The sequence below is a fragment of the Phytoamicus setariae genome, from assembly GCF_016722925.1.
Taxonomy (GTDB): domain Bacteria; phylum Pseudomonadota; class Alphaproteobacteria; order Rhizobiales; family Rhizobiaceae; genus Rhizobium_E; species Rhizobium_E setariae.
On sequence record NZ_JAEQNC010000019.1, the window covers coordinates 11,873 to 35,259 of the forward strand.

A 23,387-nucleotide genomic window follows, 5' to 3' on the forward strand; every position below is an offset into this window, starting at 1 on the left:
GGATTCATGGCAGACATCTCCACAAAGCCGGCTGTCGTCGCAGCCGAAGGCGTCAAGGTGCATTTCGGCGCGGTCAAGGCGCTGGATGGCGTCGATCTCGCAATCACGCCCGGCGAATGCGTCGGATTGGTCGGCCACAACGGAGCGGGCAAATCGACCATCGTCAATGTCATCAATGGCGGGCTCTCTGCGCATGAAGGCGAGGTGCATTACAATGGCGGCGGCCATTCCGGCCACGGCATCGCCATTGCCCGAGCCAATGGCGTACGCTGTGTCTTCCAGGAACTGTCGCTGTCGCCAAACCTGACCGTGGTCGAAAACACCCGGATCATGCATTCCGAGCTCAAGGGCTGGAACTGGCGCAGGCGCGCCCTAGCGATCATTCGCGCCAAGCTCGACGAAGTCTTTGCCGGACATCACATAGATTGCAAAAGCGCAGTCGGCGAGCTTTCGATTGCTGAACGGCAGATGGTGGAAATCGCCATCACCTTCGCCACCGTCACCGAGGCGCCTCGGCTCGTCATACTCGATGAGCCTACATCGTCGCTCGATGCCGGGCTTGCGGCGCAGCTCATGGATTATGTCCGAAAGTACGTATCTACAGGCGGCTCCGTGCTGCTGATCTCGCATATTCTCGGGGAAATCCTTTCCACCTCCGACCGCATCGTGGTGATGAAGGACGGCAAGGTGGTGACCAGCCGGCCGGCGCGCGAATTCAACACCAAGAGCCTGGTGGAAGCGATGGGCAGCGTGGTGCGCGAACAGTCGAGGCCGGCAAAGGTGGCCAGCAATACAGATGTCGCGCTGGTTCTGGATGCGCCACCGCGTAAGAACCATGGGTTACCATTCAAGGCCTACAAGGGCGAAGTGATCGGCCTTGCCGGGCTCGGCGGCCACGGCCAGACGGAAATGCTGCTTGACCTCTACAGAAGTCTATCGAGCGACTGGTTCCCGGGCCGTGACAAGTCGGTCGCCTTTGTCGCCGGCGACCGCAGCCTCAACGGTACATTCCCGCTCTGGAGCATACTTCGAAACCTGTCGGTCGCTTCACTCGGCGCCCTTTCATCCGCAACGCTGGTGAAGTCGGGTGCGGAAAGCACCCTTGGAGCGGACTGGAAAAAGAAGATCGAAATCCGCACACCCGACATGGACAACGGCATCCTGTCGCTTTCCGGCGGCAACCAGCAGAAAGTGCTGTTTGCCCGCGCGCTCGCCACCAAGGCCTCGATCCTGCTAATGGACGATCCGATGCGCGGCGTCGACATCGGCACCAAACAGGAGGTCTATTCGATCCTGCGAACCGAGGCCGCAGCGGGCAGGACTTTCATCTGGTACTCCACCGAAATGGACGAGATCCGGCTTTGCGACCGTGTCTACGTCTTCCGGGACGGTGCGATCGTCGCGGAACTGCGCGGTAACAACATCAGCGAGGAAAACGTCCTAGCGGCCTCGTTTACAGGAGAAGCCGCATGAAGGGGATCTCCGCCAACACAATCCGGCAGATCGTGCCCGCGCTGTCGCTTGCCGTGCTGCTTGCAGCGGTGTTCTACCTGCAGCCGCGGGCCATGAGCTACAACGGCCTCAACCTGCTGTTCAATCTTGCCGTGCCGATCGCGCTGGCCACCGTCGCCCAGATGATGATCATGGCCGTCAACGATCTCGATCTGTCGATGGGAACCTTCGTCAGCTTTGCGGCGTGCGTGGCCGCCACCTGGCTCAAGACCGATCCTCTGATCGGGACGGTCATAATGGTCGGCGCAATCCTGGCCTATGCCGCACTCGGCGTCGTCATCCACCTGCGCGACCTTCCGTCAATCGTCGTCACGCTGGGCATGAGCTTCGTCTGGGGCGGGCTTGCCGTGCTGATCCTGCCTGCGCCTGGCGGCTCCGCGCCGGATTGGGCGCGGGCATTGATGACATCCAAGCCTGCATTTGTGCCGATCGCCATCATCGCTTCGCTGGTGATTGCGGCGGTTGCCCATTTCGTTGTGATGCGCACCACATTCGGCGTGCTGGTGCGTGGCGTCGGCGGCAATGCCCGTTCGGTCGAGCGTGCCGGCTGGTCGGTGCTGGCAATCCGCGCCAGCGCCTATGCTGCGGCGGCGTTTCTCGCCATTCTCGCCGGCATCCTGCTGGTCGGGCTGACAACGGCGGCCGATGCCAATATCGCACTGCGCTACACGCTGCTGTCGATTGCCGGCGTCATTCTCGGCGGCGGTGAATTCGTCGGCGGTCGCGTCTCGCCCGTCGGGGCCGTCATCGGTGCGCTGACATTGACACTCGCCGGCTCGTTCCTGTCCTTCCTGCGGATCTCGCCCGACTGGCAGATCGGCGCGCAAGGCGCGATATTGATCATCGTGCTGGGACTGAGGCTGCTGCTCAACCGCGCGGAAAAGAGGGAGAAAAACTGATGAAGGCCCTCGCCGCCAAGCCATGGATCTGGTCCTATCTTGCCGTTCTCATCGTCTGGGTGATCACGGTGATGTTCACAGGCGGTGCGAGCGCGCTCGGCCTGTCGCAGGCCGCATTCACATTCGCAGCTTTCTACGTCGTGGTCGGCATCGGCCAGATGTTCGTCATCACGCTAGGGCCCGGCAATATCGACCTGTCGGTGCCGGCCACCATGACGCTCGCCGGCACCATCGCGCTGAAGATCATGGACGTCAACGATGCGATGGTCGTTCCGGGACTGCTGATCGCCATCGGCATCGGCATCGCTGTCGGCATGGGCAACTACGCGCTGATCAAGCTCCTGCGCATCCCGCCGATCATCGCCACGCTGTCGATGAGCTTCATCGTCCAGTCGACGGCGATCTGGTACAATCGCGGCCTGCGCATCAAGCCGCCGGAGACGCTGGCGACGTTCACCACCTCCGATGTCCTGGGCATCCCGAACGTCGCCATCGTCGCGCTGGTCCTGTCGGTCGCAGCCTGGTTTCTGCTTGAGAAAAGCATCTACGGCCGCTGGATCTCTGCCATCGGCCAGAGCCTGTTTGCCGCGCGGATGGCGGGCATTCCGGTCGACGGCGTCCGCTTCGTCACCTATATGCTGTGCGCGGTACTGGCATCTGTCTGCGGCTATCTGTTCGCCAGCTTTTCAGGCGGAGCGGCACTTAACATGGGCGCGGAATATCTGCTGATGTCGATTGCCGTCGTGGTGATTGGCGGCACGGCCGTGGCGGGAGGCAATTCCAATGTGCCGGGCATCTGGGGCGCGTCGCTCTTCATGTTCCTGGTCGTGTCGATGCTCAACACCTATGGCTTCGGCGCCGGCATCAGACTGATCCTGACTGGCGTTATCATCATCGCCGTCATTCTCGTGGCGAGCGGAAAGATGCGCGACGCGCGCTGAACGAACAGACCTCTAGGGGAAATACAATGTCGAGCGAAAGACAATCCATCTATGAAATCCACGATCCGCGTTTTCGCTATCTGACGGTCGGTAGTTCGGCACTTGAGGAGCTCTATTCCGGCTGCCGCTGGGCCGAAGGCCCGGTCTGGTTCGCCGACCTCAACTGCCTGATCTGGAGCGACATCCCCAACGAGAGGATGCTGCGCTATTCGCAGAACGGCGACGTCTCGGTGTTCCGCACCAATTCCAATTTCGTCAACGGCAACACCCGCGACCGGCAGGGTCGGCTGGTGTCCTGCCAGCATGGCGGCCGCCGCGTGGTGCGCACCGAAGTCGACGGCACAATCACCGTGCTGGCCGACAGCTATCAGGGCCGGAAGCTCAACTCGCCCAACGATGTCGTGGTGAAATCCGATGGCTCGGTCTGGTTCACCGACCCGACCTACGGCATCATGTCTAACTACGAGGGATACAAGGGCCAATCCGAGCAACCGACCCGCAACGTCTACCGGCTCGACCCGGCCACCGGCGAACTCAGCGTCGTCGTCGATGATTTCGGCCAGCCTAACGGCCTTGCCTTCTCGCCTGACGAATCCAAGCTCTATGTCGCCGACTCCGCCTCCAGCCATGACGTCAACGCGCCGCGGCATATCCGGGTCTTCGATGTGGTCGGCGGCAAGACGCTTGCCAACGGCCGCGTGTTCTGCAACGTCGACGCGGGCCTTCCTGACGGTTTCCGCGTCGATACCGATGGCAATGTCTGGACCAGTGCGGCAGACGGCGTGCATTGCTTTGCGGCAGACGGGACTCTGCTCGGCAAGATTCTTGTGCCGCAGACGGTTGCCAACCTCACCTTCGGTGGTCCCAAGCGCAATCGCCTGTTTATCACCGCGACCAAGTCGCTTTACGCTGTTTACGTGACGGCGACCGGCGCACAGTATCCCTGACCTTCCTGCACGTCATCTTTCGCTTTTGCTCGGTTCCGGGTTATAGAACGGCAAATGGAGCGAAAGACAAGCATGGCGATCTGGCAGGATGAGACGGACGAAGCGTCTGCTCGCGGGCCTGAAAAGAAGAGGATCTACGCCGAAATCGCCACGCGGCTCGGCGAGGCGATCTCTTCGGCCCATATTGCCCGGGGCACGGTGCTAATCGAAGGCCCGCTCGCCAGCCAGCTCGGCTGCAGCCGGGCGCCGGTACGCCAGGCGTTGAAACTGCTCGAAGAGCAAGGGATCGTCAGCCGCTTCGACGGGCGTGGATACGTCGCTGGCGGGCCTGGCACTTCGCCAAACCGCAAAAGCCAGCCCGGCGCGATCGAGGGCGACTTCCTGCAGGACCGTGCCCTCTTTGCCTGGCAGATCCTCTATGAAGACGTCGAAAAGACGGTGGTGCTGCATTCCTTCTTCGGACGCTACCGGATCAACGAAGTCGAGCTGGCCCGCCACCATAAGGTCGGCCGTACGGTTGCCCGCGACGTGCTGCTGCGGCTGGCGTCCCTCGGCATTCTGGAAAAGGACGAGCAGTTACGCTGGTCCGTCGTGCCACTGGACGACCGGCGGATCGCCAATCTCTACCAGCTCCGGGAACTGATCGAGCCTGCCGGGATCGCGTCCGCGACCCAACATATGCCGAAACCGGAAATCGACGGCATGCTGGAGCGGCATCGTGCGGTGCTCGACCGCTACCCTGACATCGCCACATCCGAGCTCTATCAGCTGGAATTCGACCTGCATGTCCGCGCGGTCGGCTTTTGCGCCAACGCCGATCTGTTGAGCGCTTTGAAACGAACACATGCGGTGCTGACGCTATCCAAACATGTGCTGGGATTTCAGTGGACGCTTTCCAACGACGATCCATTTGTCGGCGAGCATATCGGCATTCTCGAAGCGATGCAGGCGGGCCGCGCTGACGCGGCAGGAGCCGCCATGCATATGCATATCAGATCGTCGATGCCGAAGGTGATCGGTCGCGCCGCCGAAGCGCGTGAAACGCAGAAGCCCGAGCCCTGCATCTATATCGTCGAGGGAAAATAATCAGATAGATTTCACCATTCATCGCTAACAGGAGAGTGACATGACCCTGAGGGGAGTTTCTGCCGTCCTGATACTGTTGTCCACGCCCGGCGCCACCCTGGCTGCCGATGTGCCACCAGAAGTGCGCGCGGCCTGCATGGCCGATGCCAAGGCCCACTGCAGGGGCGTGATCCCCGGGGGCGGCAGGATGGTTGCATGTTTCGTCAAGAACGCAGGCGCATTGTCGGAAGGCTGCAAACTGGAGCTGTCGAAAATGTCGTGCTCGGCAGATGCCCCAAAGGATTTGAAGGCTGCGTTCCCCTGCGGGTGATGACTGTCACCCTCTTCTCCCATCGGGGTGAAGAGGGCGTGCGCCTCAGGTAATCGCGCCGACCTGCCACGGCACGAACTCGTTGTCGCCGTAGTCATAGACCTCGCTGACCGTCTTCTTGCCCGAGGCCACCGCGATGATGTCTTCGAAGATGCGCTTGCCAGCCGCCTCGATCGTATCGTCGCCAGTGACGATGCCACCGCAATTGATGTCCATGTCCTCGTCCATGTGTTCGTACATGTCGGTGTTGGTAGCGATCTTGATGCAGGGCGCCGGCTTGAAACCCGAAACCGAGCCGCGGCCGGTGGTGAAGCAGATGACGTTGCAGCCGCCGGCTACCTGGCCGGTCACCGCCGCCGGGTCGTAGCCGGGCGTGTCCATGAACACGAAGCCCTTCTCGGTGACCATCTCGGCATACTCGTAGACGGCTTTCAGCGGCATGGTGCCGCCCTTGGCGACAGCGCCGAGCGACTTTTCGAGAATGGTCGTCAGGCCGCCCTGCTTGTTGCCATAGGAGGGATTGTTGTTGAGTTCGTCGCCATTGCGGGCGGTATAATCGCGCCACCAGTCGATGCGCGACATCAGTTTTTCCGCCACGGCCGGCGTCACCGCGCGCCGCGTCAGCAGATGCTCGGCGCCGTAGATTTCAGGCGTCTCGGCCAACACCGATGTGCCGCCATGGCGAACCAGAAGATCTGACGCCACGCCCAGCGCCGGATTGGCCGAGATGCCGGAATAGCCATCGGATCCGCCGCATTCCAGCGCCAGCTTGAGCGCCGACAGCGGCTGCTCGGTGCGCTCGACGGAGTTAACGATCGGCAGCATCTCGCGAATGATCTCCTGCGCCTTCTCGATGGTTTTTCGAGTACCGCCGGTCTGCTGGATGGTCATGGTGCGCAGTAGCGCGCCTTCCGCGAGCTTGTAGTGTTCGAGGATCGGCGCGATCTGGTTGGTCTCGCAGCCGAGCCCGATCATAAGGATGCCGCCGAAATTCGGATGGCGGGCGTAGCCCTGGATGGTGCGGGTGAGGATGCGATAGCCTTCGGACTTGTTGTTGATCGCACAGCCGCCGCCATGGGTCAGCGCCACGACACCGTCGACATTGCCGAAGCCTTCAAGCCCACCCGAACGGTTGAAATGCTCGGCGATGTAGCGCGAGACCGTGGCCGAACAGTTCACTGAGGAAATGATGCCGATATAGTTGCGGGTGCCGACCCCGCCCGGACCGCGGTCATAGCCCATGAATGTGCGGCGTTCTGCTTCCGGCAGCAGTTCTTCATCCTTGTTGCCGGTGGCGAACTGATGCTCATGTTCGGAATCGATCATCTGCAGATTGTGCAGGTGGATATGTTGGCCGGGTGCTATATCGGCCGTGGCGACACCGATCACCTGGCCGAACTTGTGCACCTCCTGCCCCGCCTTGATGGCCTTGAGCGCCACCTTGTGGCCGCGACCGATATGGTCGGTCGCAATCAGGTCGCCGATACCCGTGCCGGTGTTCTTCTGGATCGAACGGCGCGCCACGCCGACATCGTCGACCGGATTGAGGACAATGACGGGCGGATTGGAATCGGACATTGGCGCATCCTTAGAATGACTATTGCATGCACAGGACAAATTACAATTTTGGGCCTGAGGTCAAGCGCTAATTTAAACGCGTTGCCGCAACAGCTCAAATTACTCCGGAAACGCCGGAAGCACCAAATCGGTTTTCTTGAGCGCCCGCTCGCGGAAGAAGATATAGAGACCGGATCCGACGATCAGCGCCGCTCCGATCAGCATAGCGACAGACGGCATGTCGTTGAACACCATCCAGCCGAAGACGATCGCCCAGAACAGCAGCGTATACTGAAGCGGCGCGACGGTGGCTGCATCGGCCAGCTTCAGCGCGCGGTTGACCAGCATATGCGCCGACATGGCGACCACGCCCAGCAGGCCGAGCAGCAGAACCTCCGTGGTACCCGGCATCACCCAGCCGAATGGCAATGTACAAAGTCCGGCAAGGCCCGCACCGACGATTTGCCAGAAGACCAGGACCGTATCCGGCGTGTTGCGCAGGGTGCGACCGGACATCAGCATGAATGCCATGGCCATGCTGCCGATGATCGATATGGCGGCAGGAAAGCTCAACATCGCGCTCGATGGTTCAAGCGCCACGATCACGCCGAGAAAACCCACCGCAATCGCGGTCCAGCGCCGCCATCCGACCTTCTCGCCGAGCAGCAGCGGCGCAAGCGCTGCAACATAGACGGGCGCAGCAAGCCAATAGGTCATCACGTCGGCCAGCGGCAGATAGACGACCGCCGCATAGAAGGCGAAAACTTCGAATGTCGAGAACACCACCCGCGACGCCTGCATCATCGGCTTTTCGACGGCAAAGATCTTGCGAAATCCCGTCCACCACAAGAACGGCGACAGCACGATCAGCGCCGCGACGCTGCGCATGAAAATAACCTGCCCGACCGGGTAGGTTGCGACGAGCCATTTGCCAAGCACGTCGTTGAGCGCAAACATCAGCATGCCCACGAGCATGATGATCACGCCCCGGCTTGCGGTCGAAGCGGGCGATGCGGGGCTGATAGTGGAGGTATTCATGAAGACAGGCTTTACTAGCTGAGCGTCGCCACAAGGCACGCTGGAGAGGAGGCGAAGAACTGAACGTAGCTCGGGCTTACAGCATTTCCAATGAACTGATGCAAAATTTCCAAGCGACTGTAAGCTTTCGATTGCCGCAAAATCAAGCCGTTCCGCGCCGATATCGCCAGGCTTTCAGCTTGCCCGTCGGCGGTGGCTCGTTGCGCACAAAGACCTGTCGGGATAAACAACCGAACCGTCCGCAGCCCCCTGCCGGCGATAATTCTGTTACAACATGCATATTCCGAGGGATTTCGGGCTTTTCCCGACGGTCGATTTGCGCCATACCTCAGGCGAAAAAGAACCTGTACCAAGGCTAGGCAATGAAAGAGTTTGACGTCCTCACGATCGGCAACGCGATCGTCGATATCATCGCGCGCTGTGAAGAAGATTTTCTCGTCGACAACAACATTGCCAAAGGCGCCATGAATCTGATCGACGCCGAGCGCGCCGAGCTTCTCTACTCGCGCATGGGACCGGCCATCGAAGCCTCCGGCGGCAGCGCTGGCAACACCGCCGCAGGCGTGGCAAGCTTCGGCGGAATCGGCGCCTATTTCGGCAAGGTGTCTTCGGACCAGCTCGGCTCGATCTTCAGCCACGACATGACGGCGCAGGGTGTGCATTTCGCCACCAAGCCACTCACAGGCTTTCCACCGACGGCCCGCTCGATGATCTTCGTCACGCCGGACGGCGAGCGATCGATGAACACTTATCTGGGGGCTTGCGTCGAACTGGGGATCGAGGACGTCGAGCCTGCCGTCGTCGCCGCGTCCAAGGTCACCTATTTCGAAGGCTATCTCTGGGATCCGCCGCGCGCCAAGGAAGCAATCCGCGAATGCGCCCGCATTTCCCATGAGAACGGCCGCAAGATGTCGATGACGCTGTCGGACAGCTTCTGCGTCGACCGCTACCGCGAGGAGTTCCTTGAGCTGATGCGAAGCAAGACCGTCGACATCGTGTTTGCCAACAAACAGGAGGCAATGGCGCTTTATCAGACCTCCGATTTCAACACGGCGCTCGATCTGATCGCGGAAGACTGCCGGCTGGCAGTGGTGACGATGAGCGAGGAAGGCTCGATCATCCTGTCGGAAGGCCGGCGCATTCCGGTCAAGCCGCTGCAGGTCGACCGGGTGGTGGATACCACGGGTGCCGGCGATCTCTATGCGGCAGGCTTCCTGTTCGGCTACACGCACGGCTTCGAACTGGCCGATTGCGGCCGGCTCGGCAGCCTTGCCGCCGGACTGGTGATCCAGCAGATCGGGCCGCGGGTTCAGGAATCACTGAAGCAGGCAGCCATCGAGGCCGGCTTTATCGTGTAAAGGCCTCGCCCGGATAGGCGCCCCAGATCTCGCCTTGGTTCAGCCATCCCTCGGTGCCATCCGCCTCGGCGTGGCACCAGTTGCCATTGCACTCATCGATCTTGACGACGACGCCGGGCTGCAGGCGCGCCACAACCGCGCCGCTCTCGCGCGAATCGGCATGCATGTTGACGAAAAGCTGATCGCCCTTGCCCTTCATCCAGGGCGCGGCGATCGCGCTGCGCTCGCCCGACAACAGCGAGTGGAAGACCCAGCCTTCGGCGCCATCGGCATCGCGGACGCGCCGCCAGTTGTCATATTCCTGGACGATCTCGACCGGCAGGCCAGACTTGAGGAACCGCCAGGACACTGCATAGTCCTTACCGGGGCCGACCCGCAGATTGACCTTCTTGGATTTCAACGACACGAAGCGCGGCAGCGGCAAGCCGGTTGCGCCCTTGGTCGCCTGAGCCGCTGCCGGTGCGACGGCACCGGAAATAATCAGGCCAAAAATGGCGATGCTGGCTGCAAGAAGAGAATGCTTACGCGACGTCATGAGATACCCCTGTCAGACGCCACACCCGAGCTCCCTATCGGAGGAGGAAGGAAGCGATTGTCTTCGGGTGCGCGTCTGATTAAGAATGTGCTTACCGGAAGCCGAGTGTCGCGCAACTTGGTTAACGGACGGTCAACAACTTGCCGGAACATGCGGATGACAACGAAGAAAAAACCACTGGTCTACATAACCCGCAAACTGCCGGATATCGTAGAAACCCGTATGCGCGAGCTGTTCGACGCTGAGTTGAACATTGATGACACCCCACGCAGCCGTGACGAGCTCATTGCGGCCGTCAAGCGTGCCGACGTGCTGGTTCCAACCGTCACGGACCGAATCGATGCCGGCCTGATCGAGGAAGCCGGGCCGCAGCTGAAGCTCATTGCGAGCTTTTCCAACGGCATCGACCATGTCGATGTCGAGGCGGCGGCAAAAAAAGGCATCACCGTCACCAACACGCCGAATGTGCTGACCGAAGATACTGCGGACATGACCATGGCGCTTATTCTCGCCGTGCCCCGTCGGCTCGCGGAAGGGGCACGCGTGCTCACCGACAGCAAGGGCGACTGGGAAGGCTGGTCGCCGACCTGGATGCTCGGCCATCGCATATGGGGAAAACGATTGGGAATCATCGGCATGGGACGCATCGGCACGGCCGTTGCGCGCCGCGCCAAGGCATTCGGACTTTCGATCCATTACCACAATCGTCACCGCGTCAACCCCCAGACCGAAGCACAGCTTGAAGCGACCTACTGGGACAGCCTCGACCAGATGCTGGCGCGCGTCGATATCGTCTCCATCAATTGCCCCTCGACGCCCGCCACATACCACCTGGTGTCGGCGCGCAGGCTGGCGCTGATGCAGCCCACCAGCTACCTCGTCAACACCGCCCGCGGCGGCGTTGTCGATGAAACGACCCTGATCAAGTGCATACGCGAGGGCAAGATTGCCGGCGCCGGGCTGGACGTTTTCGAGAACGAACCACTGGTCAATCCCAAGCTTCTCAAACTCGCGCATGAAAACAAGGTCGTGCTGTTGCCCCATATGAGCTCGGCGACCATCGAAAGCCGCATCGACATGGGCGAGAAGGTCATCATCAACATCAAGACCTACATCGACGGCCACCGCCCGCCCGACCGGGTGCTGCCGGGCCGGGACTGATATCGGCAAACGAGACTTAATTTTTGCGACGATACTTGATCACATCGAACCGGGCCGCAAGCGCGTCATACATCATCAACCGGCCCAAAAGCGGTTCGCCGGCGCCGGTGATGAGTTTGATCGCCTCCATTGCCATCAACGTACCGATGACGCCGGTCAGCGCGCCGACCACGCCGGTTTCGGCACAGACCGGCAACATGCCGTCGGGCGGCACTTCCGGAAACAGATCGCGGTAGCGCGGCCAGAACTTGCCGTCGGCTCCTGCCTCATAAGGCTTCAGCACCGTCAGCGAGCCATCGAAGCGGCCGACCGCGCCGGTGACCAACGGAATCCTTGCCGCCTCGGCAGCATCGGCGGCGGCATAACGCGTGGCGAAATTGTCCGAGCCATCTATCAGCAAATCATAGCCGGACAGTAGCCCGGGCGCACTTTCGGGCGTGAAGCGGGTGTCATGACCATTGACCGTCACGTGCGGGTTTAGCGCCGCAACCCGGGCGGCGGCACTTTCAATCTTCTTCAGCCCGACTGTGTCTGTGGCATGGATCATCTGCCGCTGCAGATTGGAAACCGAAACGACGTCGTCATCGATCAGACCGAGCGTGCCCACCCCAGCTCCGGCGAGATACTCGATGACCGGCGATCCGAGCCCGCCCGCGCCGATCACAAGTATACGCGCCGCCTTCAGCCGCTGCTGGCCGGGTCCGCCGATTTCCGGCAACAGGATGTGGCGCATGTAGCGCGAAATTTCCGGCTGGGAGAGGGTTACGTCATCGGTCATATCAAGGATGTAGCAACACCGGGCACAGGATTGAAGGGGGGGGAAGGTTTTCAGTGCGAGGAAGGCGTGGCCCGAATTGCCGCCGCCGCATCCTGCAACCCACCCCATGTCTCTTTGCCCGGGGCAAAGCGGGCACGCATATAGCTCGCGAGATCGGCAAGCTGACGGTCGCTGAAACTTTGCGCGAATGCCGGCATCGCCATGATCTCCCGCTCTTCAGCCATTGCCTTTGCAGCTAATTGCGCCGGCGCATCCATGCCGGTCAGGATGACTTGCAACAAATTGTCCGGCCGGTCGCTGTGAAGATTGCTGTTGAGCGCCAGATTTGGAAGCAACGTGCCCTCGCCATGGCAAGAAGAGCAAGCGCCTTCGAACAGTCGGGCTCCCTCTGGCGAGATTTTTGCTGCATTCGGGATTGCAGCATTGGCGGCGTCCAGCGCAGCGTTTTTCTGTTGCTCCACCGCCTTTTCACTCCCCTTGCCATTCGACAGGTAGATCGCCATCGCCCTGACATCCTCGTCGGGAAGCGCGGCCATCGATTGCACCACGGCGGCCATCGGCCCACCCGCGCTGCCATGATCAGCCGAATGACCATGACGCAGATAGTCGTAGAGCGCGGCCTCGGTCCAACTGACGGGCGCCTTGCCTTGTCCCAGGATCGCGGGCGCCTCCCAGCCCTCGGCAAATCCACCGGCAAGATGCGCCTTGCCGGTGAGTTCCGCACCCAGAGCATTGCGTTCGGTGTGACAGGCCGAACAATGGCCGAGGCTTTCGACAAGATAGGCACCCCGATTCCAGGCCGTGCTTCTGGTCGCGTCCACCGGCACCGGCGTGGTGCGCAGGAACATGGTGTTCCATCCGGCCATCAATGCTCTGTTGTTGAACGGAAACGAAAGCGCCGTCTCTTGCGGCCGGTTGTCCGCCGATGTGCCGTTCATCAGGAAGGCATAGAGCGCCTGAAGATCCGCGTCCTCGGCATGGGTAAACGACGTGTAGGGGTGCACCGGATAGAGGTGTTGGCCATCGCGCGAGATACCCTGCCGCATGGCCCGCTCGAAGGCCGGATAGGACCAGGCACCGATGCCATTTTGCGGGTCCGGACTGATATTGCTGGCATAGACCGTGCCGAATGGCGTCTCGAAACCACGCCCACCGGCAAAGGCCGTGCCATCACTGCCGACATGGCAGAGATTGCAGGCACCAGCCGCAGCCGCCAACCGCCCCCGCTCGATGGTGGCGGCGCTGAAGACGGCCGGGTCAGGCCGGGGAATGGGTGGATAGGCACCCCGCCATGGCGAAAGAACCGCCAGCCCGCCGGCGGCAATACCCGCAACACCAGCGACGCCAACGCCGAGCTGCCACCAGCGCCGCGATTTGCGCGCACGGGTCGGCGGCGGCAGAGCGCGCTGATAGCTGCGTCCCTCTAGTGCGGCGAGAACCCTGTCCGGCGTCAGCGGCAACTCGCGAAAGCGGATGCCGGTCGCATCGTAGACCGCATTGGCGATGGCAGCGGCACTGGGTATGGAGGCAGATTCGCCCACACCGCGCGGCTCCTCGTCCGGGCGCGGCAGCATCAGCACATCGATCTCCGGCACGTCCTCGAAGCTGAGAATGGGATAGCCACCCCATTCGGCGCTTTCCACCGCAGTGTCGGAGAAATCGATTTTTTCCTTCAGCACCCGGCTGATCGACTGGATGACGTTACCATGGATCTGGTGGCGCACCCCATCAGGATTGATCATCAACCCGGCGTCCTGCCCGACTGTGATGCGCGTCACGGCGATCTCGCCCGTCTTCCGGTTGACCGCGACATCGGCGACCCAGGCGGACCAAGCGGCAGGTGTCCCCGGGAATTTTCCGTGCACATAGAGCGCATAGGCAAAACCGCGTCCGTAGAGCAGATCGCCCTCGCGGCCAGCCGTGCCCCATTTCGTACGCGGCGTCCACTTTGCCTTCTCGGCAACGGCACGAACCAGATCGATGGCCCTGGCATCGGTGAGATAGCGCAGGCGATACTCGACCGGGTCGACGCCTGCCGCGAAGGCCAGTTCGTCGATGAAGCTCTCATGCGCAAACGAGTTCGGCATGGCCGAAACGCCGCGAAACCACGAGGCGCGAGCGAGCGGTGGCATGTCGTGGACAGTGACGCGCATATTGCCGAAGGCATAGGGCGGGATCGCGGTGCGGTCGCCCATCTCGACCGTCAGTGGTGGGCCGTCCACTTTGCCTGTAAGGATCAGCGCCAGCGTCGGTGCGAGATTGGAGGGATATCGGGTCTCGAAATCGTATCCGGCTGGACCGCCTTCGAGATCGAGCCCGCCGCGCACATCTATGACCTGTGCGGCACCTTTCGGCTCCCAGCCATGTTCCTGCTCGCGGGTCAATTGCACACGCACCGGCTTGCCGACGGCACGCGAAAGAAGAGCCGCGTCTGCGGTCACATCGTCGGCGCAGTTGCGGCCATAGCAGCCCGCCGCTTCCAGCCGTTCGACTTCGATCCGCTCCTCGGGCATATCGAGCAGGAGCGCGAGATCCCTGCGCATCGGGTAGGGATTCTGAGTGCCGGACCAGACGACGAGGCGCTCGGAACTCCAGTCAGCCACCGCACAGGAGGGACCGATGGAGCCGTGCATCTGATAGGGCCAGACGTAGGTCCGCTTCATCTCGGGCGAAGCGCCCTCCAATGCGGCCTCGACGTCGCCCTGATCTGCGAGCACACGCGGTGTCGACGGGTTGCCGCGTAGCGCCTCTTCCGGTCGGTTGAGATCGGGGCGCGCGGGCTGATCACGCCACAAGACCTTGAGGCGTTTAGATGCTTCGATGGCCTGTTCTTCGCGAAGGGCGATGACCCCGACGAAATCTCCCTCCACCACCACACCGACCAGCCCCGGCAGATCGGCAACCGAGCTTTCATCTACCGAGATCAGGCTCCGGCCGACCATTTCACCATGATCGTAGCCGACATAGGGCGGGCGTACGACACGCCCATGCAGCATGCCCTCGATGCGCACATCATGCACAAAGGTCCACTGGCCCGTGATTTTGGCAGACATGTCATTGCGCGGCTGGGACGAGCCAACAATGCGATAATCGCGGACACGCTTCAGCGTGATTTCGAGATCGATCTCGATGCGTTCGTGCTTGCCGCGAACGAGCTCACCGTAGCTGATGGCTCTGATGTCTTGATGGTGCACAATGCCATCCTCGACCGTCAAACCCGCGACTGGCACGTCAAGAACTTCGGCAGCGCGGGCGAGAAGAAGGTGGCGCGCGGTCGCGGCCGCCAGCCTGAGCGGCCGGGCTGTGATCTGGATCGTTTCGCTGGCGATCGTCGGCCCCTGATCCGGTGTGACGCTGGTGGCCCCCAGCACCATCGTTACCGCATCGAAGGCGACATCAAGCTCTTCGGCGGCGATCTGCGCAAGCGCCGTACGGATACCGGTGCCGAGATCGACCTTACCGCAAAAGGCGGTAACTTTGCCCTGGCTGTCGATCGCGAGATGAATTTCGGGATCGTTGTCCGTGCCATGGCGGATGACCAGCAACATGTCGGGCGCTTCCAGCCAGGCACTGCGCGGGAGATCCTGGAGTCCATTCATGCCGGCACCCCGATGCACTCGGCATGCATCAGTTCGACCGCCCGCCGCGCCGCCGCGAGTATCTCGACATGCGTGCCGCAACGACAGAGATGCCGGCTGAGCGCCTTGCGTATGTCGGCCTCGGTTGGATTGGCATTGCGCTCGAGGAGCGCCACCAGCGCAACGATCATGCCGTTGATGCAATAGCCACATTGGGCCGCCTGCATTTCGATGAAGGCCTGCTGCACAGGATGCAGTTTACCCGCGGCACCGAGCCCTTCCAGGGTCGTGATAGCCTTGTTCTCGACAGCGCCGATCTTGACGGTGCAGGAACGCACCGCCCTGCCCTCGACAAGCACAGCGCAGGCCCCGCATTCGCCAAGACCGCATCCGAATTTCGGGCCGTTCAAACCGAGATCGTTGCGCAGGATGTAGAGAAGCGGCGTATCCTCGGCAACAACGAACGCGTGGCTGCAGCCATTGACGTCGAGCGAGATCGAACGCGGCCTCATCGTCCAGCCCGCCAGTCGGGGGAGGCTGGCCGGCACCCAGTATCCGGCAAGGCATGCGCCGGGGATGAATATCCCGACCCTGCTGACATCACATTCCCCTCATCGCGCTTTTTCCAAGCTTTATTTGACGGTCATCTTAGCCAAGATACATTGGCATGCAAACGAATATTGGGAGGGGAAGCCATCTTCTGCGAACCGCCGGAACCTGCTGCCTCAGCTGATCTTGCGCAGCAACTCTACCAACATCATCCGTTCGGCGGAACTCAGCGGCGACAACGTCTCTTCAGTGACGGCACGCGCGATGTCGACATTGCGTTCGATGGCCGCCTGCCCCTCGTCGGTAACGGACAGCACCAGCCGCCGCCCGTCCTTGGGATCCGGCGCAGTCTGCAAATACCGCCGTGCCACCAGCCTGTCGACCACGCCCTTGATCGTGGCGACGTCCATCGCCGTCTCTCGCCCCAACTGGTTTTGCGAGCAGGGCTGGATTTCGTTCAGCTTGGTCAATGCGGCCCATTGCGTCGTGGTCAACCTGTCGCCCATCATGCCGGTGAAGATCGAAACGTGTCGCTGGTTGGCTTGCCTGAGATGGAAGCCCACCTGCTGATCGACGCGATAGGCGGGCTGCGCGCCCTCCTCGACTTCAACCACCTCTTCACTGTCCGAAATCGATGCCATGCTCTTCCCTGTCCGGCTTTGCCGCTTCGTCAGCAAAGCGTATAAACATGCAAGCGGATCGGCAACCCCGAATTCGCCGGCATGGTCATCCGCCGGTACAAACGGCATTTCCGCGACCGTTTCGCATGCATGCGCAAGCTGATCGCTTGACAGATGGCCGAGTTGGCTCAATAGTTGTTCGCATACAAACAAACAAAAACAGCAGGGAGTGCGGTGCATTCCGAAGCTGGAGACGCCGCAATCCTTGGCAGGAGGCTCCGCTTGGTAAAGCAGCATGTCGAAAGCGCGATAAACGGCAAAATCCGCTGCGATGCCTGTCCGGTGATGTGCTACATCGCCGAGGGCAAGGCCGGAGCGTGCGACCGCTACGCCAACGAGAATGGCGAACTCATCCGCGTCGACCCGCTGACCATCATCGAAAACACCGCATCGTCAGGCGGCAAGCTCGTGCCCTTCGTCCCGGAAGGCGGCGAAGACAATTGGGATGGCGATCTCGTCCATTCAAACAGCCAGTTCGTCACCGCTGTCGGCGCCGGCACCACCTATCCCGACTACAAGCCTGCCCCCTTCATCGTCTCGCAGAAGCAGAACGGCGTCGATATGGTGACCGTCGTCACCGAGGGCATCTTCAGCTATTGCGGCGCCAAGATAAAGATCGACACCGACCGGTTCCTTGGTCCCGAGACCTCGCTGGTCCGCGTCGAGGGCGAACCGGTCGGGCATGTGACGACAGGCGAATACGGTTCGCAGATGCTGTCGATCGGCGGGGTGCACCACTTGACCGGCGGTTCGAAGAAAGAGGGCCGCGTCACCTGCGACACGATTCTCAAGCTCTGTAACAGCGAAACCGCCGAGCTTGCGATCGACGGCGGGGCAACGATCTCGCTCAAGGCAGGCAGCGCGCCGATCATCAACGGCGTCGAGGAAAGCCGGATGCGGGTGGGCTGCGGCTCGGCGACGATCGGCATGTTCGCCAAGCAATGGCTCGGCCATGTCGACGAGGTGGTGGTGGTCGACGATCATATCACCGGCGTGCTGTCGGAACATCAGGCCGGCAAGCTGCTCGACATTGCCGGCACCGGCATCAAGATCAAGGGGCGGCGCTCGACGCCTGGCCGCTATTTCAGGGTTGCCGAACCCGGCATCGGCTGGGGCGGCACCAACATCTACGATCCGCTGACCATCCTTGGCGATTTCGACCCCAAAACGGCCTATCCCGGCTTGCGCATGCTGATGGTTTCCACCACAGGCGAGCAATATGGCTACTACATCCTGGACGAAAACCTGAAGCCTGAACTGCAAACCGCCCTGCCCGCGAAGCTGCAGGAATCCGTCGAGATCATCGCCGAAAACTGCGAGCCTGCGCTCGCTTCGGTGCTGTTCATCGGCGGGGCCGGCGGCAGTCTCAGGGCCGGGGTCACCACCAATCCGGTGCGACTGACGCGGTCTGTCAAGGACGCATTGACCTATGTGTCGTGCGGCGGCGCACCAGCCTATGTCTGGCCGGGCGGTGGAATCACGGTCATGGCCGACGTGACCCAAATGCCGTCAAACTCCTTCGGCTACGTCCCGACACCGGCAATCGTTGCGCCGATAGAATTCACCATGCGATTGGAGGATTATCGCGCGCTTGGTGGACATATGGAAGCGATCGTGCCAGTCGAACAGGCGATAGAACTGGCCGAGCGCAGGATCGCTCAGCCAAGCAATGTATGGCCGATGGCGGAAAAGAACTTCAAATGGGGCGCGTAACCGACGCGCAAGATGAGTGCGGCCAATGAACGGTCCTGTAGCAAATTATCTCGATGGCGATCAGAACGGCCGGCTGCATATGCAGCACGGGCCGATCGACCTGATCATCGGCGTCGATGGTGCAATCTCGCTCGAGCTAGAATCCTATCAACGGGCGCATGCCTACGCGATGGCCAACCGTCGCTTCAAGACCGTACTTGAGGAACTGGTGGCCGAGCTCCCGTTGTTGAAAAGTCGAGCGTGGCCGGATAGTCCGATGCCGAAGGGGACGACCGCCCGCAGGATGATGAGAGCGGTGCTGCCCTATGCGGACACGCATTTCATTACGCCGATGGCGGCAGTGGCCGGTGCGGTGGCGGACGAAGTGCTCGCGGCAATGCTGGCGGGCTTTACCGTCGAGAACCGCCCCAAGCGCATCTATGTCAACAATGGCGGCGACATCGCCATCCATCTCGATGCGCCGGCGGAATTCCATGTTGGCATGTCGCGCGAGGACCGGACCGGTCTCGGCAGCTTCACTCTGGACTGGCGGAGCCCGACGCGCGGCATCGCCACGTCGGGTCGCGGCGGCCGCAGCCTGTCCATGGGCATTGCCGATTCCGTTACCATCCTTGCCTGCAACGCGGCGGAAGCCGACGCGGCTGCAACCATCGTCGCCAACGAGGTCGATCTGCCCGACCATGCCGCCATTACGCGGATGCGCGCGTCCGACGTTGTCGATGACAGCGATCTGGGCGACCGGCTGGTGGTGCGCGGCTGCGGCATGCTGACGGCGCTGGAAGTCGATACAGCCCTCGAGCTCGGCGTCGAGGAAGCCGAGCGCCTGCGGCTTGGCGGGCTGATCCAGAAAGCTGCGATCTTCCTCAAGGACCAGGGCCGTATCGTCGCTGCCCCGATCGACAAGATTGACTTCCATTCCGACGACCATGACCATTTGCATCTGGAGATGAGACGACATGCCTGAGCCAAAAGTCCGCAAATTCCTGTCCGTGGTCGAAGAGGTGATGCATGAGGGCGGGCCGGTGGCCGAAACGCCGCTGAAGCGCGGCGCCATTCTCGCGGTGATCGAGAACCCGTATGCCGGCAAGTATCACGAGGACATCTCCGCCTTCATGAAGGATCTCGAGCCACTGGGGCTCGAGATGGCAAACCGGCTGATTGCCGCACTCGGAGGCGACAAGGACGACATCCAGGGCTACGGCAAGGGCGCCATCGTCGGCCAGGCGGGCGAACTCGAACACGGCGCGCTCTGGCACGCGCCGGGCGGCTATGCCATGCGTGCGGCGCTGGGCGATGCCAAGGCGATCGTGCCCTCGACCAAGAAGGTCGGCGGCCCCGGCACCCGCCTCGACGTCCCGGTAGCCCATGTCAACGCGTCCTATGTGCGCAGCCATTTCGACGCGATGGAAGTTGGCATACCGGATGCGCCGCGCGCCAACGAAATCGTGCTGAGCCTGGTGATGACCACCGGTGCCCGCATCCATGCACGCGTCGGCGGCCTCAAGGCCGATGATGTCAAGGGCGAGGATGGCCTGCGGTGAAATCCGAAATTCGCAAACTCGCCGTGTTTGTCGAGGAGGTCCACTCTGAGATGGACCGTCCGGTCACGCCGCCCACCCGCAAGGCTGCGGCGGTAGCCGTGATCCGCAACCCTTTCGCCGGCATCTATGTCGAGGACCTGTCCGAACTGATGGAGATCGGCGCCGAGCTGGGCGGACTGCTCGGCAAAAAATGCGTGGAAGCACTGGGCGTCTCGCCGAGCGAGGCCGAAAGCTACGGCAAGTCGGCCATGGTTGGAGAAGACGGCGAACTCGAACATGCCGCGGCGATCCTGCATCCGTCGATGGGCAAGCCGTTGCGCGAAGCGGTGGAGCATGGGGCAGCGCTGGTGCCCTCTTCCAAGAAGCGCGGCGGCCCCGGCCAGGTGCTGGACATTCCGCTGGGCCACAAGGATGCGGCCTATGTCCGCAGTCACTTCGACGGCATGGAAGTCTGGCTCAACGACAGCCCACGCGCAGGCGAGATCATGGTGGCGGTCGCCGTCACCACATCGGGCCGGCCACTGGCGCGTGTCGGCGGGCTGAAAGTAAGCGAAATCGAAGGCAAGGACGGGCTGCGCTGAGCGATGCTTGCAAGTTTGGACCAGATCGCCTATTTTTCAGGAGTGGAAGGCGGGCTTTCACCCGCCTTCCGTTTACTAGCTAGCGAATTGAAGCCGGACCACAAGCGTCCAACTTGTCCGGCTTCTCTTCACTTCCAGCGTGATGCGTATTGGCTTTAGCCACATAGCAGCACCTCCTAGTTCGACAGCGAGGCTGACGCCACAGCCAAGGGGGCCCATCTCCCTTGGTCGCGCCGGCTGAACTCGACGCTGCTGCTTTCACTGGCAAACACGTACAATTTGCATCTTTTACGGGAGGTCGCAAGATTGACTTCGCGCCGCCGCCATCAGCCGCTTGACAGCACATGCCTTCCCCGGCAAATTTCGTTTGCATACGAATAAATTGGGGGATGCCGAGGTGGCCGACCGAAATGAAAAACCTATCCATCCCCAAAGCCAGGTCGCCGGCATCGATGTCGGCGGCACATTTACCGATCTGGTGCTGTTCGATGCCGCCAATGGCACGGTGCGGCTGGCCAAGACCCCGACAACGCTTCCCAACCAGTCCTTCGGCGTGCTCAACGCGCTCGATGCGGCCGAGGCCGACATATCCGCGCTTGACCTGATCGTGCATGGCACGACCACCACCACCAATGCCGTGCTGGAGCGCAATCTCTGCAAGACCGGCCTGATCACGACGATGGGGTTTCGCGACGTGCTGGAACTCGGCCGCCGCACCCGGCCACAGCCCTATGGCATGAAGGGCGAGTTCAGGCCGATCATTGCCCGCGACCTCAGGCTCGAAATCCCCGAGCGCATGGACGCTTCCGGCAACGTGCTGACGGCGCTCGATGAAGAGGCGCTGCGGGCGGCGTTGAAGGTCCTGATCGACAAGGATTGCGAAGCGCTGGTGATCCATTTCCTGCACGCCTATGCCAACCCGGCGCATGAACTGCGCGCCCGCGAGATCGCCGCAAATATCTGGCCGAACGGCAATATCACCATGGGCCACGCGCTGCTGTCGGAAAGCCGCGAATTCGAGCGTGGCGTCACCGCTGCGGTCAACGCCTCGGTGCAGCCGCTGTTGCGCCGCTATGTCGAGCGGCTGGCCGACCAGCTCGCCGCGCGCGGCTACAAGCACGACGTGCTTGTCATGAACGGCAATGGCGGCATGGTGTCGGCCCGGCATGTGGCTGACGAAGCGGCGAAAACCGTGATGTCCGGTCCAGCGTCGGGCGTGATGGCGGCGGCCTATACCGGCCGGCGCGCAGGCATCCCCAACCTGATCACCTACGACATGGGCGGCACCTCGACCGATGTGGCGCTGATCCGCAATGCAGAGCCCGCCGTCTCCAACGAGATCGAAATCGAATATGCCATGCCGATCCATGTGCCGATGGTGGATGTGCGCACCGTCGGCGCGGGCGGCGGGTCGATCGCCAAGGTGACGGCGGCGGGCCTCCTGCAGGTCGGCCCGGAAAGCGCCGGCGCATCGCCCGGCCCGATCTGCTACGGCCGTGGCGGCACCAGGCCGACGATATCGGACGCCAATCTCATCCTCGGGCGGCTCGATCCCGGCCGGCTGAATTCGGTGCCGGGCGGCATGTCGCTCGACGACATCAAGGCGATCTTCCAGAAGGAACTCGGCGACAGGCTGGGGCTCGATGCAACCGGCGCCGCCGACGCCGTGATCCGCATCGCCAATGCCCGCATGTCGGACGCGGTGCGGATGGTGTCGGTCAGCCTCGGCGAGGATCCGCGCGATTTTGCGCTGTTTGCGTTCGGCGGCGCCGGTCCGTTGCATGCAACCGCCATCGCGCGCGAACTCGGCATTCCCAAAGTGCTGGCGCCATCGCGACCGGGGATCACCAATGCGCTCGGCTGCGTGGTCGCCGACCTCCGGCACGATTTCGTCAACACCGTCAACCAGCCGCTGGCTGTTGTCGATATCGATGCGGTGCATGCGCTGTTTACCCACCAATCGGCGGAAGGCCGCCGGCTGATTGGCAAGGAAGCTGTTGCGATCAAGGAAATCCGCGAGATCTGCTCCGTCGACATGCAGTTCATCGGCCAGACTCACCTGTTGCGCGTGCCGCTGCCCGGCCCGAAGCCCACGATCGAGGACCTGCAGCAGCGCTTCGAGGAAGCCTATTTCAACCGCTTCCATGTCGAACTGAAGGAAATCCGCGCCAACCTCGTCAACGTCAACACGTCGGTGATCGGGCGGCGCGCCGAGATCGATCTTTCGCTGCTGATCGACCCGAAGGGGCGTAAGCAAGCACTTACGGATGCGAGGACCGGCAGCCGCCGGGTCTGGTTCTCCGGCTGGCACGAAACGCCGGTCTATTGGCGCGATCATCTGCCTGGTGATGCCGTCATCGCGGGGCCGGCGATCATCGAGCAGATGGACACGACCATCCTCATCGAACCCGGCGACATCGCCAGGCAGGACCATGACGGCAACATCATCATCACGCTGGGTGGGAGTTCCTGAAATGTCAGGGCGCAATCCGGGCAGATGGCGAACGACAGACTCCCTCTTCTCCCCAGCGGGGAGAAGGTGGCCCGAAGGGCCGGATGAGGGGGAGCGCGAAGCGCCAAAACAGTCAAGGCGGAGCCAGAAAGCCCCCTCATCGCCTCGCAT

20 protein-coding genes are annotated in these 23,387 nt (G+C 62.0%); 13 read left to right on the plus strand and 7 right to left on the minus strand.

All coding sequences use genetic code 11. The features are described from left to right. The first annotated feature begins 6 nt into the window (after window positions 1-6). The 6 genes from JJB09_RS24250 to JJB09_RS24275 are packed head-to-tail and all read left to right on the plus strand — an operon-like array spanning window position 7 to window position 5,695. Window positions 7-1,473 (plus strand): sugar ABC transporter ATP-binding protein, encoded by a 1,467-nt coding sequence (locus JJB09_RS24250; RefSeq protein WP_201663679.1) that lies wholly within the window; start codon window positions 7-9, stop codon window positions 1,471-1,473. Then, the gene (locus tag JJB09_RS24255) at window positions 1,470-2,411 is read left to right on the plus strand and encodes an ABC transporter permease (protein WP_201663680.1); all 942 of its coding nucleotides are present in this window, start codon (window positions 1,470-1,472) and stop codon (window positions 2,409-2,411) included. The genes JJB09_RS24250 and JJB09_RS24255 overlap by 4 nt, the downstream gene beginning before the upstream one ends. Continuing rightward, window positions 2,411-3,352, plus strand: a complete 942-nt coding sequence (locus JJB09_RS24260; RefSeq protein ID WP_201663681.1) for an ABC transporter permease — start codon at window positions 2,411-2,413, stop codon at window positions 3,350-3,352. The genes JJB09_RS24255 and JJB09_RS24260 overlap by 1 nt, the downstream gene beginning before the upstream one ends. Window positions 3,353-3,378: 26 nt before the next feature. Continuing rightward, the gene (locus JJB09_RS24265; RefSeq protein ID WP_201663682.1) at window positions 3,379-4,299 is read left to right on the plus strand and encodes an SMP-30/gluconolactonase/LRE family protein; all 921 of its coding nucleotides are present in this window, start codon (window positions 3,379-3,381) and stop codon (window positions 4,297-4,299) included. 54 nt (window positions 4,300-4,353) lie between these two features. Next, a complete protein-coding gene (locus tag JJB09_RS24270) occupies window positions 4,354-5,385 on the plus strand; it encodes a GntR family transcriptional regulator (RefSeq protein WP_201663683.1) in 1,032 nt (343 codons plus the stop codon). A gap of 40 nt (window positions 5,386-5,425) precedes the next feature. Continuing rightward, a complete protein-coding gene (locus JJB09_RS24275; RefSeq protein ID WP_201663684.1) occupies window positions 5,426-5,695 on the plus strand; it encodes a cysteine rich repeat-containing protein in 270 nt (89 codons plus the stop codon). Window positions 5,696-5,740: 45 nt separating this feature from the next. Here the strand turns inward: JJB09_RS24275 and JJB09_RS24280 are convergent, their stop codons facing one another. Together JJB09_RS24280 and JJB09_RS24285 are read right to left on the minus strand one after the other, a co-directional pair. After that, complete coding sequence (locus tag JJB09_RS24280; protein WP_201663685.1) at window positions 5,741-7,273, minus strand: UxaA family hydrolase; 1,533 nt, start codon at window positions 7,271-7,273, stop codon at window positions 5,741-5,743. Between the two features lie 99 nt (window positions 7,274-7,372). Continuing rightward, window positions 7,373-8,290, minus strand: coding sequence for a DMT family transporter (locus tag JJB09_RS24285; RefSeq protein ID WP_201663686.1), 918 nt, complete (start codon window positions 8,288-8,290; stop codon window positions 7,373-7,375). A 362-nt stretch (window positions 8,291-8,652) separates the two neighbouring features. Here JJB09_RS24285 and JJB09_RS24290 point away from each other — a divergent pair, with 362 nt between their 5' ends. After that, entirely contained in the window at window positions 8,653-9,648 is a 996-nt protein-coding gene (locus tag JJB09_RS24290; protein ID WP_201663687.1) for an adenosine kinase, read from the plus strand. On the opposite strand, the gene JJB09_RS24295 is transcribed toward JJB09_RS24290, so the two are convergent. Next, window positions 9,638-10,183, minus strand: a complete 546-nt coding sequence (locus tag JJB09_RS24295) for an SH3 domain-containing protein (RefSeq protein ID WP_201663688.1) — start codon at window positions 10,181-10,183, stop codon at window positions 9,638-9,640. The two genes, JJB09_RS24290 and JJB09_RS24295, sit on opposite strands and share 11 nt — an antisense overlap. Before the next feature lie 156 nt (window positions 10,184-10,339). On the opposite strand from JJB09_RS24295, the gene JJB09_RS24300 reads away from it, so the two are divergent. Further along, window positions 10,340-11,344 (plus strand): 2-hydroxyacid dehydrogenase, encoded by a 1,005-nt coding sequence (locus JJB09_RS24300; RefSeq protein ID WP_201663689.1) that lies wholly within the window; start codon window positions 10,340-10,342, stop codon window positions 11,342-11,344. A gap of 16 nt (window positions 11,345-11,360) precedes the next feature. Here the strand turns inward: JJB09_RS24300 and moeB are convergent, their stop codons facing one another. The 4 genes from moeB to JJB09_RS24320 form a co-directional block, all read right to left on the minus strand. Further along, window positions 11,361-12,122 carry a molybdopterin-synthase adenylyltransferase MoeB gene (moeB, locus tag JJB09_RS24305; protein ID WP_201663690.1) on the minus strand — a complete coding sequence of 254 codons (762 nt, stop codon included), beginning with the start codon at window positions 12,120-12,122 and terminating at the stop codon, window positions 11,361-11,363. 50 nt (window positions 12,123-12,172) lie between these two features. After that, window positions 12,173-15,721 (minus strand): molybdopterin cofactor-binding domain-containing protein, encoded by a 3,549-nt coding sequence (locus tag JJB09_RS24310; protein WP_201663691.1) that lies wholly within the window; start codon window positions 15,719-15,721, stop codon window positions 12,173-12,175. Then, on the minus strand, window positions 15,718-16,212 hold the full coding sequence (locus tag JJB09_RS24315; protein ID WP_201663692.1) for a (2Fe-2S)-binding protein: 495 nt from the start codon (window positions 16,210-16,212) through the stop codon (window positions 15,718-15,720). The genes JJB09_RS24310 and JJB09_RS24315 overlap by 4 nt, the downstream gene beginning before the upstream one ends. A gap of 213 nt (window positions 16,213-16,425) precedes the next feature. Continuing rightward, entirely contained in the window at window positions 16,426-16,890 is a 465-nt protein-coding gene (locus tag JJB09_RS24320; RefSeq protein ID WP_201663693.1) for a MarR family winged helix-turn-helix transcriptional regulator, read from the minus strand. A gap of 324 nt (window positions 16,891-17,214) precedes the next feature. On the opposite strand from JJB09_RS24320, the gene JJB09_RS24325 reads away from it, so the two are divergent. From JJB09_RS24325 to JJB09_RS24345, 5 genes are all read left to right on the plus strand, one after another. Beyond that, complete coding sequence (locus JJB09_RS24325; RefSeq protein ID WP_246748952.1) at window positions 17,215-18,642, plus strand: 6-hydroxynicotinate reductase; 1,428 nt, start codon at window positions 17,215-17,217, stop codon at window positions 18,640-18,642. A gap of 25 nt (window positions 18,643-18,667) precedes the next feature. Then, the gene (locus tag JJB09_RS24330; RefSeq protein WP_201663695.1) at window positions 18,668-19,606 is read left to right on the plus strand and encodes a UPF0280 family protein; all 939 of its coding nucleotides are present in this window, start codon (window positions 18,668-18,670) and stop codon (window positions 19,604-19,606) included. Next, window positions 19,599-20,183 (plus strand): amino acid synthesis family protein, encoded by a 585-nt coding sequence (locus JJB09_RS24335; protein ID WP_201663696.1) that lies wholly within the window; start codon window positions 19,599-19,601, stop codon window positions 20,181-20,183. The genes JJB09_RS24330 and JJB09_RS24335 overlap by 8 nt, the downstream gene beginning before the upstream one ends. Further along, window positions 20,180-20,764: an amino acid synthesis family protein gene (locus tag JJB09_RS24340; RefSeq protein ID WP_201663697.1), complete on the plus strand. Its 585-nt coding sequence runs from the start codon at window positions 20,180-20,182 to the stop codon at window positions 20,762-20,764. The genes JJB09_RS24335 and JJB09_RS24340 overlap by 4 nt, the downstream gene beginning before the upstream one ends. Window positions 20,765-21,161: 397 nt before the next feature. After that, window positions 21,162-23,237, plus strand: a complete 2,076-nt coding sequence (locus JJB09_RS24345; protein WP_201663698.1) for a hydantoinase/oxoprolinase family protein — start codon at window positions 21,162-21,164, stop codon at window positions 23,235-23,237. The last annotated feature ends 150 nt before the right edge of the window (window positions 23,238-23,387 follow it).

Bases quoted from the DNA above. Each gene is read 5' to 3' on its own strand.
- JJB09_RS24310 (WP_201663691.1), bottom strand. From the start codon at position 15,721: ATGAATGGACTCCAGGATCTCCCGCGCAGTGCCTGGCTGGAAGCGCCC.
- JJB09_RS24325 (WP_246748952.1), top strand. From the start codon at position 17,215: ATGTGCTACATCGCCGAGGGCAAGGCCGGAGCGTGCGACCGCTACGCC.
- JJB09_RS24315 (WP_201663692.1), bottom strand. From the start codon at position 16,212: ATGAGGCCGCGTTCGATCTCGCTCGACGTCAATGGCTGCAGCCACGCG.
- JJB09_RS24275 (WP_201663684.1), top strand. From the start codon at position 5,426: ATGACCCTGAGGGGAGTTTCTGCCGTCCTGATACTGTTGTCCACGCCC.
- moeB (WP_201663690.1), bottom strand. From the start codon at position 12,122: ATGACCGATGACGTAACCCTCTCCCAGCCGGAAATTTCGCGCTACATG.
- JJB09_RS24260 (WP_201663681.1), top strand. From the start codon at position 2,411: ATGAAGGCCCTCGCCGCCAAGCCATGGATCTGGTCCTATCTTGCCGTT.
- JJB09_RS24300 (WP_201663689.1), top strand. From the start codon at position 10,340: ATGACAACGAAGAAAAAACCACTGGTCTACATAACCCGCAAACTGCCG.
- JJB09_RS24270 (WP_201663683.1), top strand. From the start codon at position 4,354: ATGGAGCGAAAGACAAGCATGGCGATCTGGCAGGATGAGACGGACGAA.
- JJB09_RS24335 (WP_201663696.1), top strand. From the start codon at position 19,599: ATGCCTGAGCCAAAAGTCCGCAAATTCCTGTCCGTGGTCGAAGAGGTG.
- JJB09_RS24280 (WP_201663685.1), bottom strand. From the start codon at position 7,273: ATGTCCGATTCCAATCCGCCCGTCATTGTCCTCAATCCGGTCGACGAT.
- JJB09_RS24265 (WP_201663682.1), top strand. From the start codon at position 3,379: ATGTCGAGCGAAAGACAATCCATCTATGAAATCCACGATCCGCGTTTT.
- JJB09_RS24250 (WP_201663679.1), top strand. From the start codon at position 7: ATGGCAGACATCTCCACAAAGCCGGCTGTCGTCGCAGCCGAAGGCGTC.
- JJB09_RS24290 (WP_201663687.1), top strand. From the start codon at position 8,653: ATGAAAGAGTTTGACGTCCTCACGATCGGCAACGCGATCGTCGATATC.
- JJB09_RS24330 (WP_201663695.1), top strand. From the start codon at position 18,668: ATGAACGGTCCTGTAGCAAATTATCTCGATGGCGATCAGAACGGCCGG.
- JJB09_RS24295 (WP_201663688.1), bottom strand. From the start codon at position 10,183: ATGACGTCGCGTAAGCATTCTCTTCTTGCAGCCAGCATCGCCATTTTT.
- JJB09_RS24285 (WP_201663686.1), bottom strand. From the start codon at position 8,290: ATGAATACCTCCACTATCAGCCCCGCATCGCCCGCTTCGACCGCAAGC.
- JJB09_RS24255 (WP_201663680.1), top strand. From the start codon at position 1,470: ATGAAGGGGATCTCCGCCAACACAATCCGGCAGATCGTGCCCGCGCTG.
- JJB09_RS24320 (WP_201663693.1), bottom strand. From the start codon at position 16,890: ATGGCATCGATTTCGGACAGTGAAGAGGTGGTTGAAGTCGAGGAGGGC.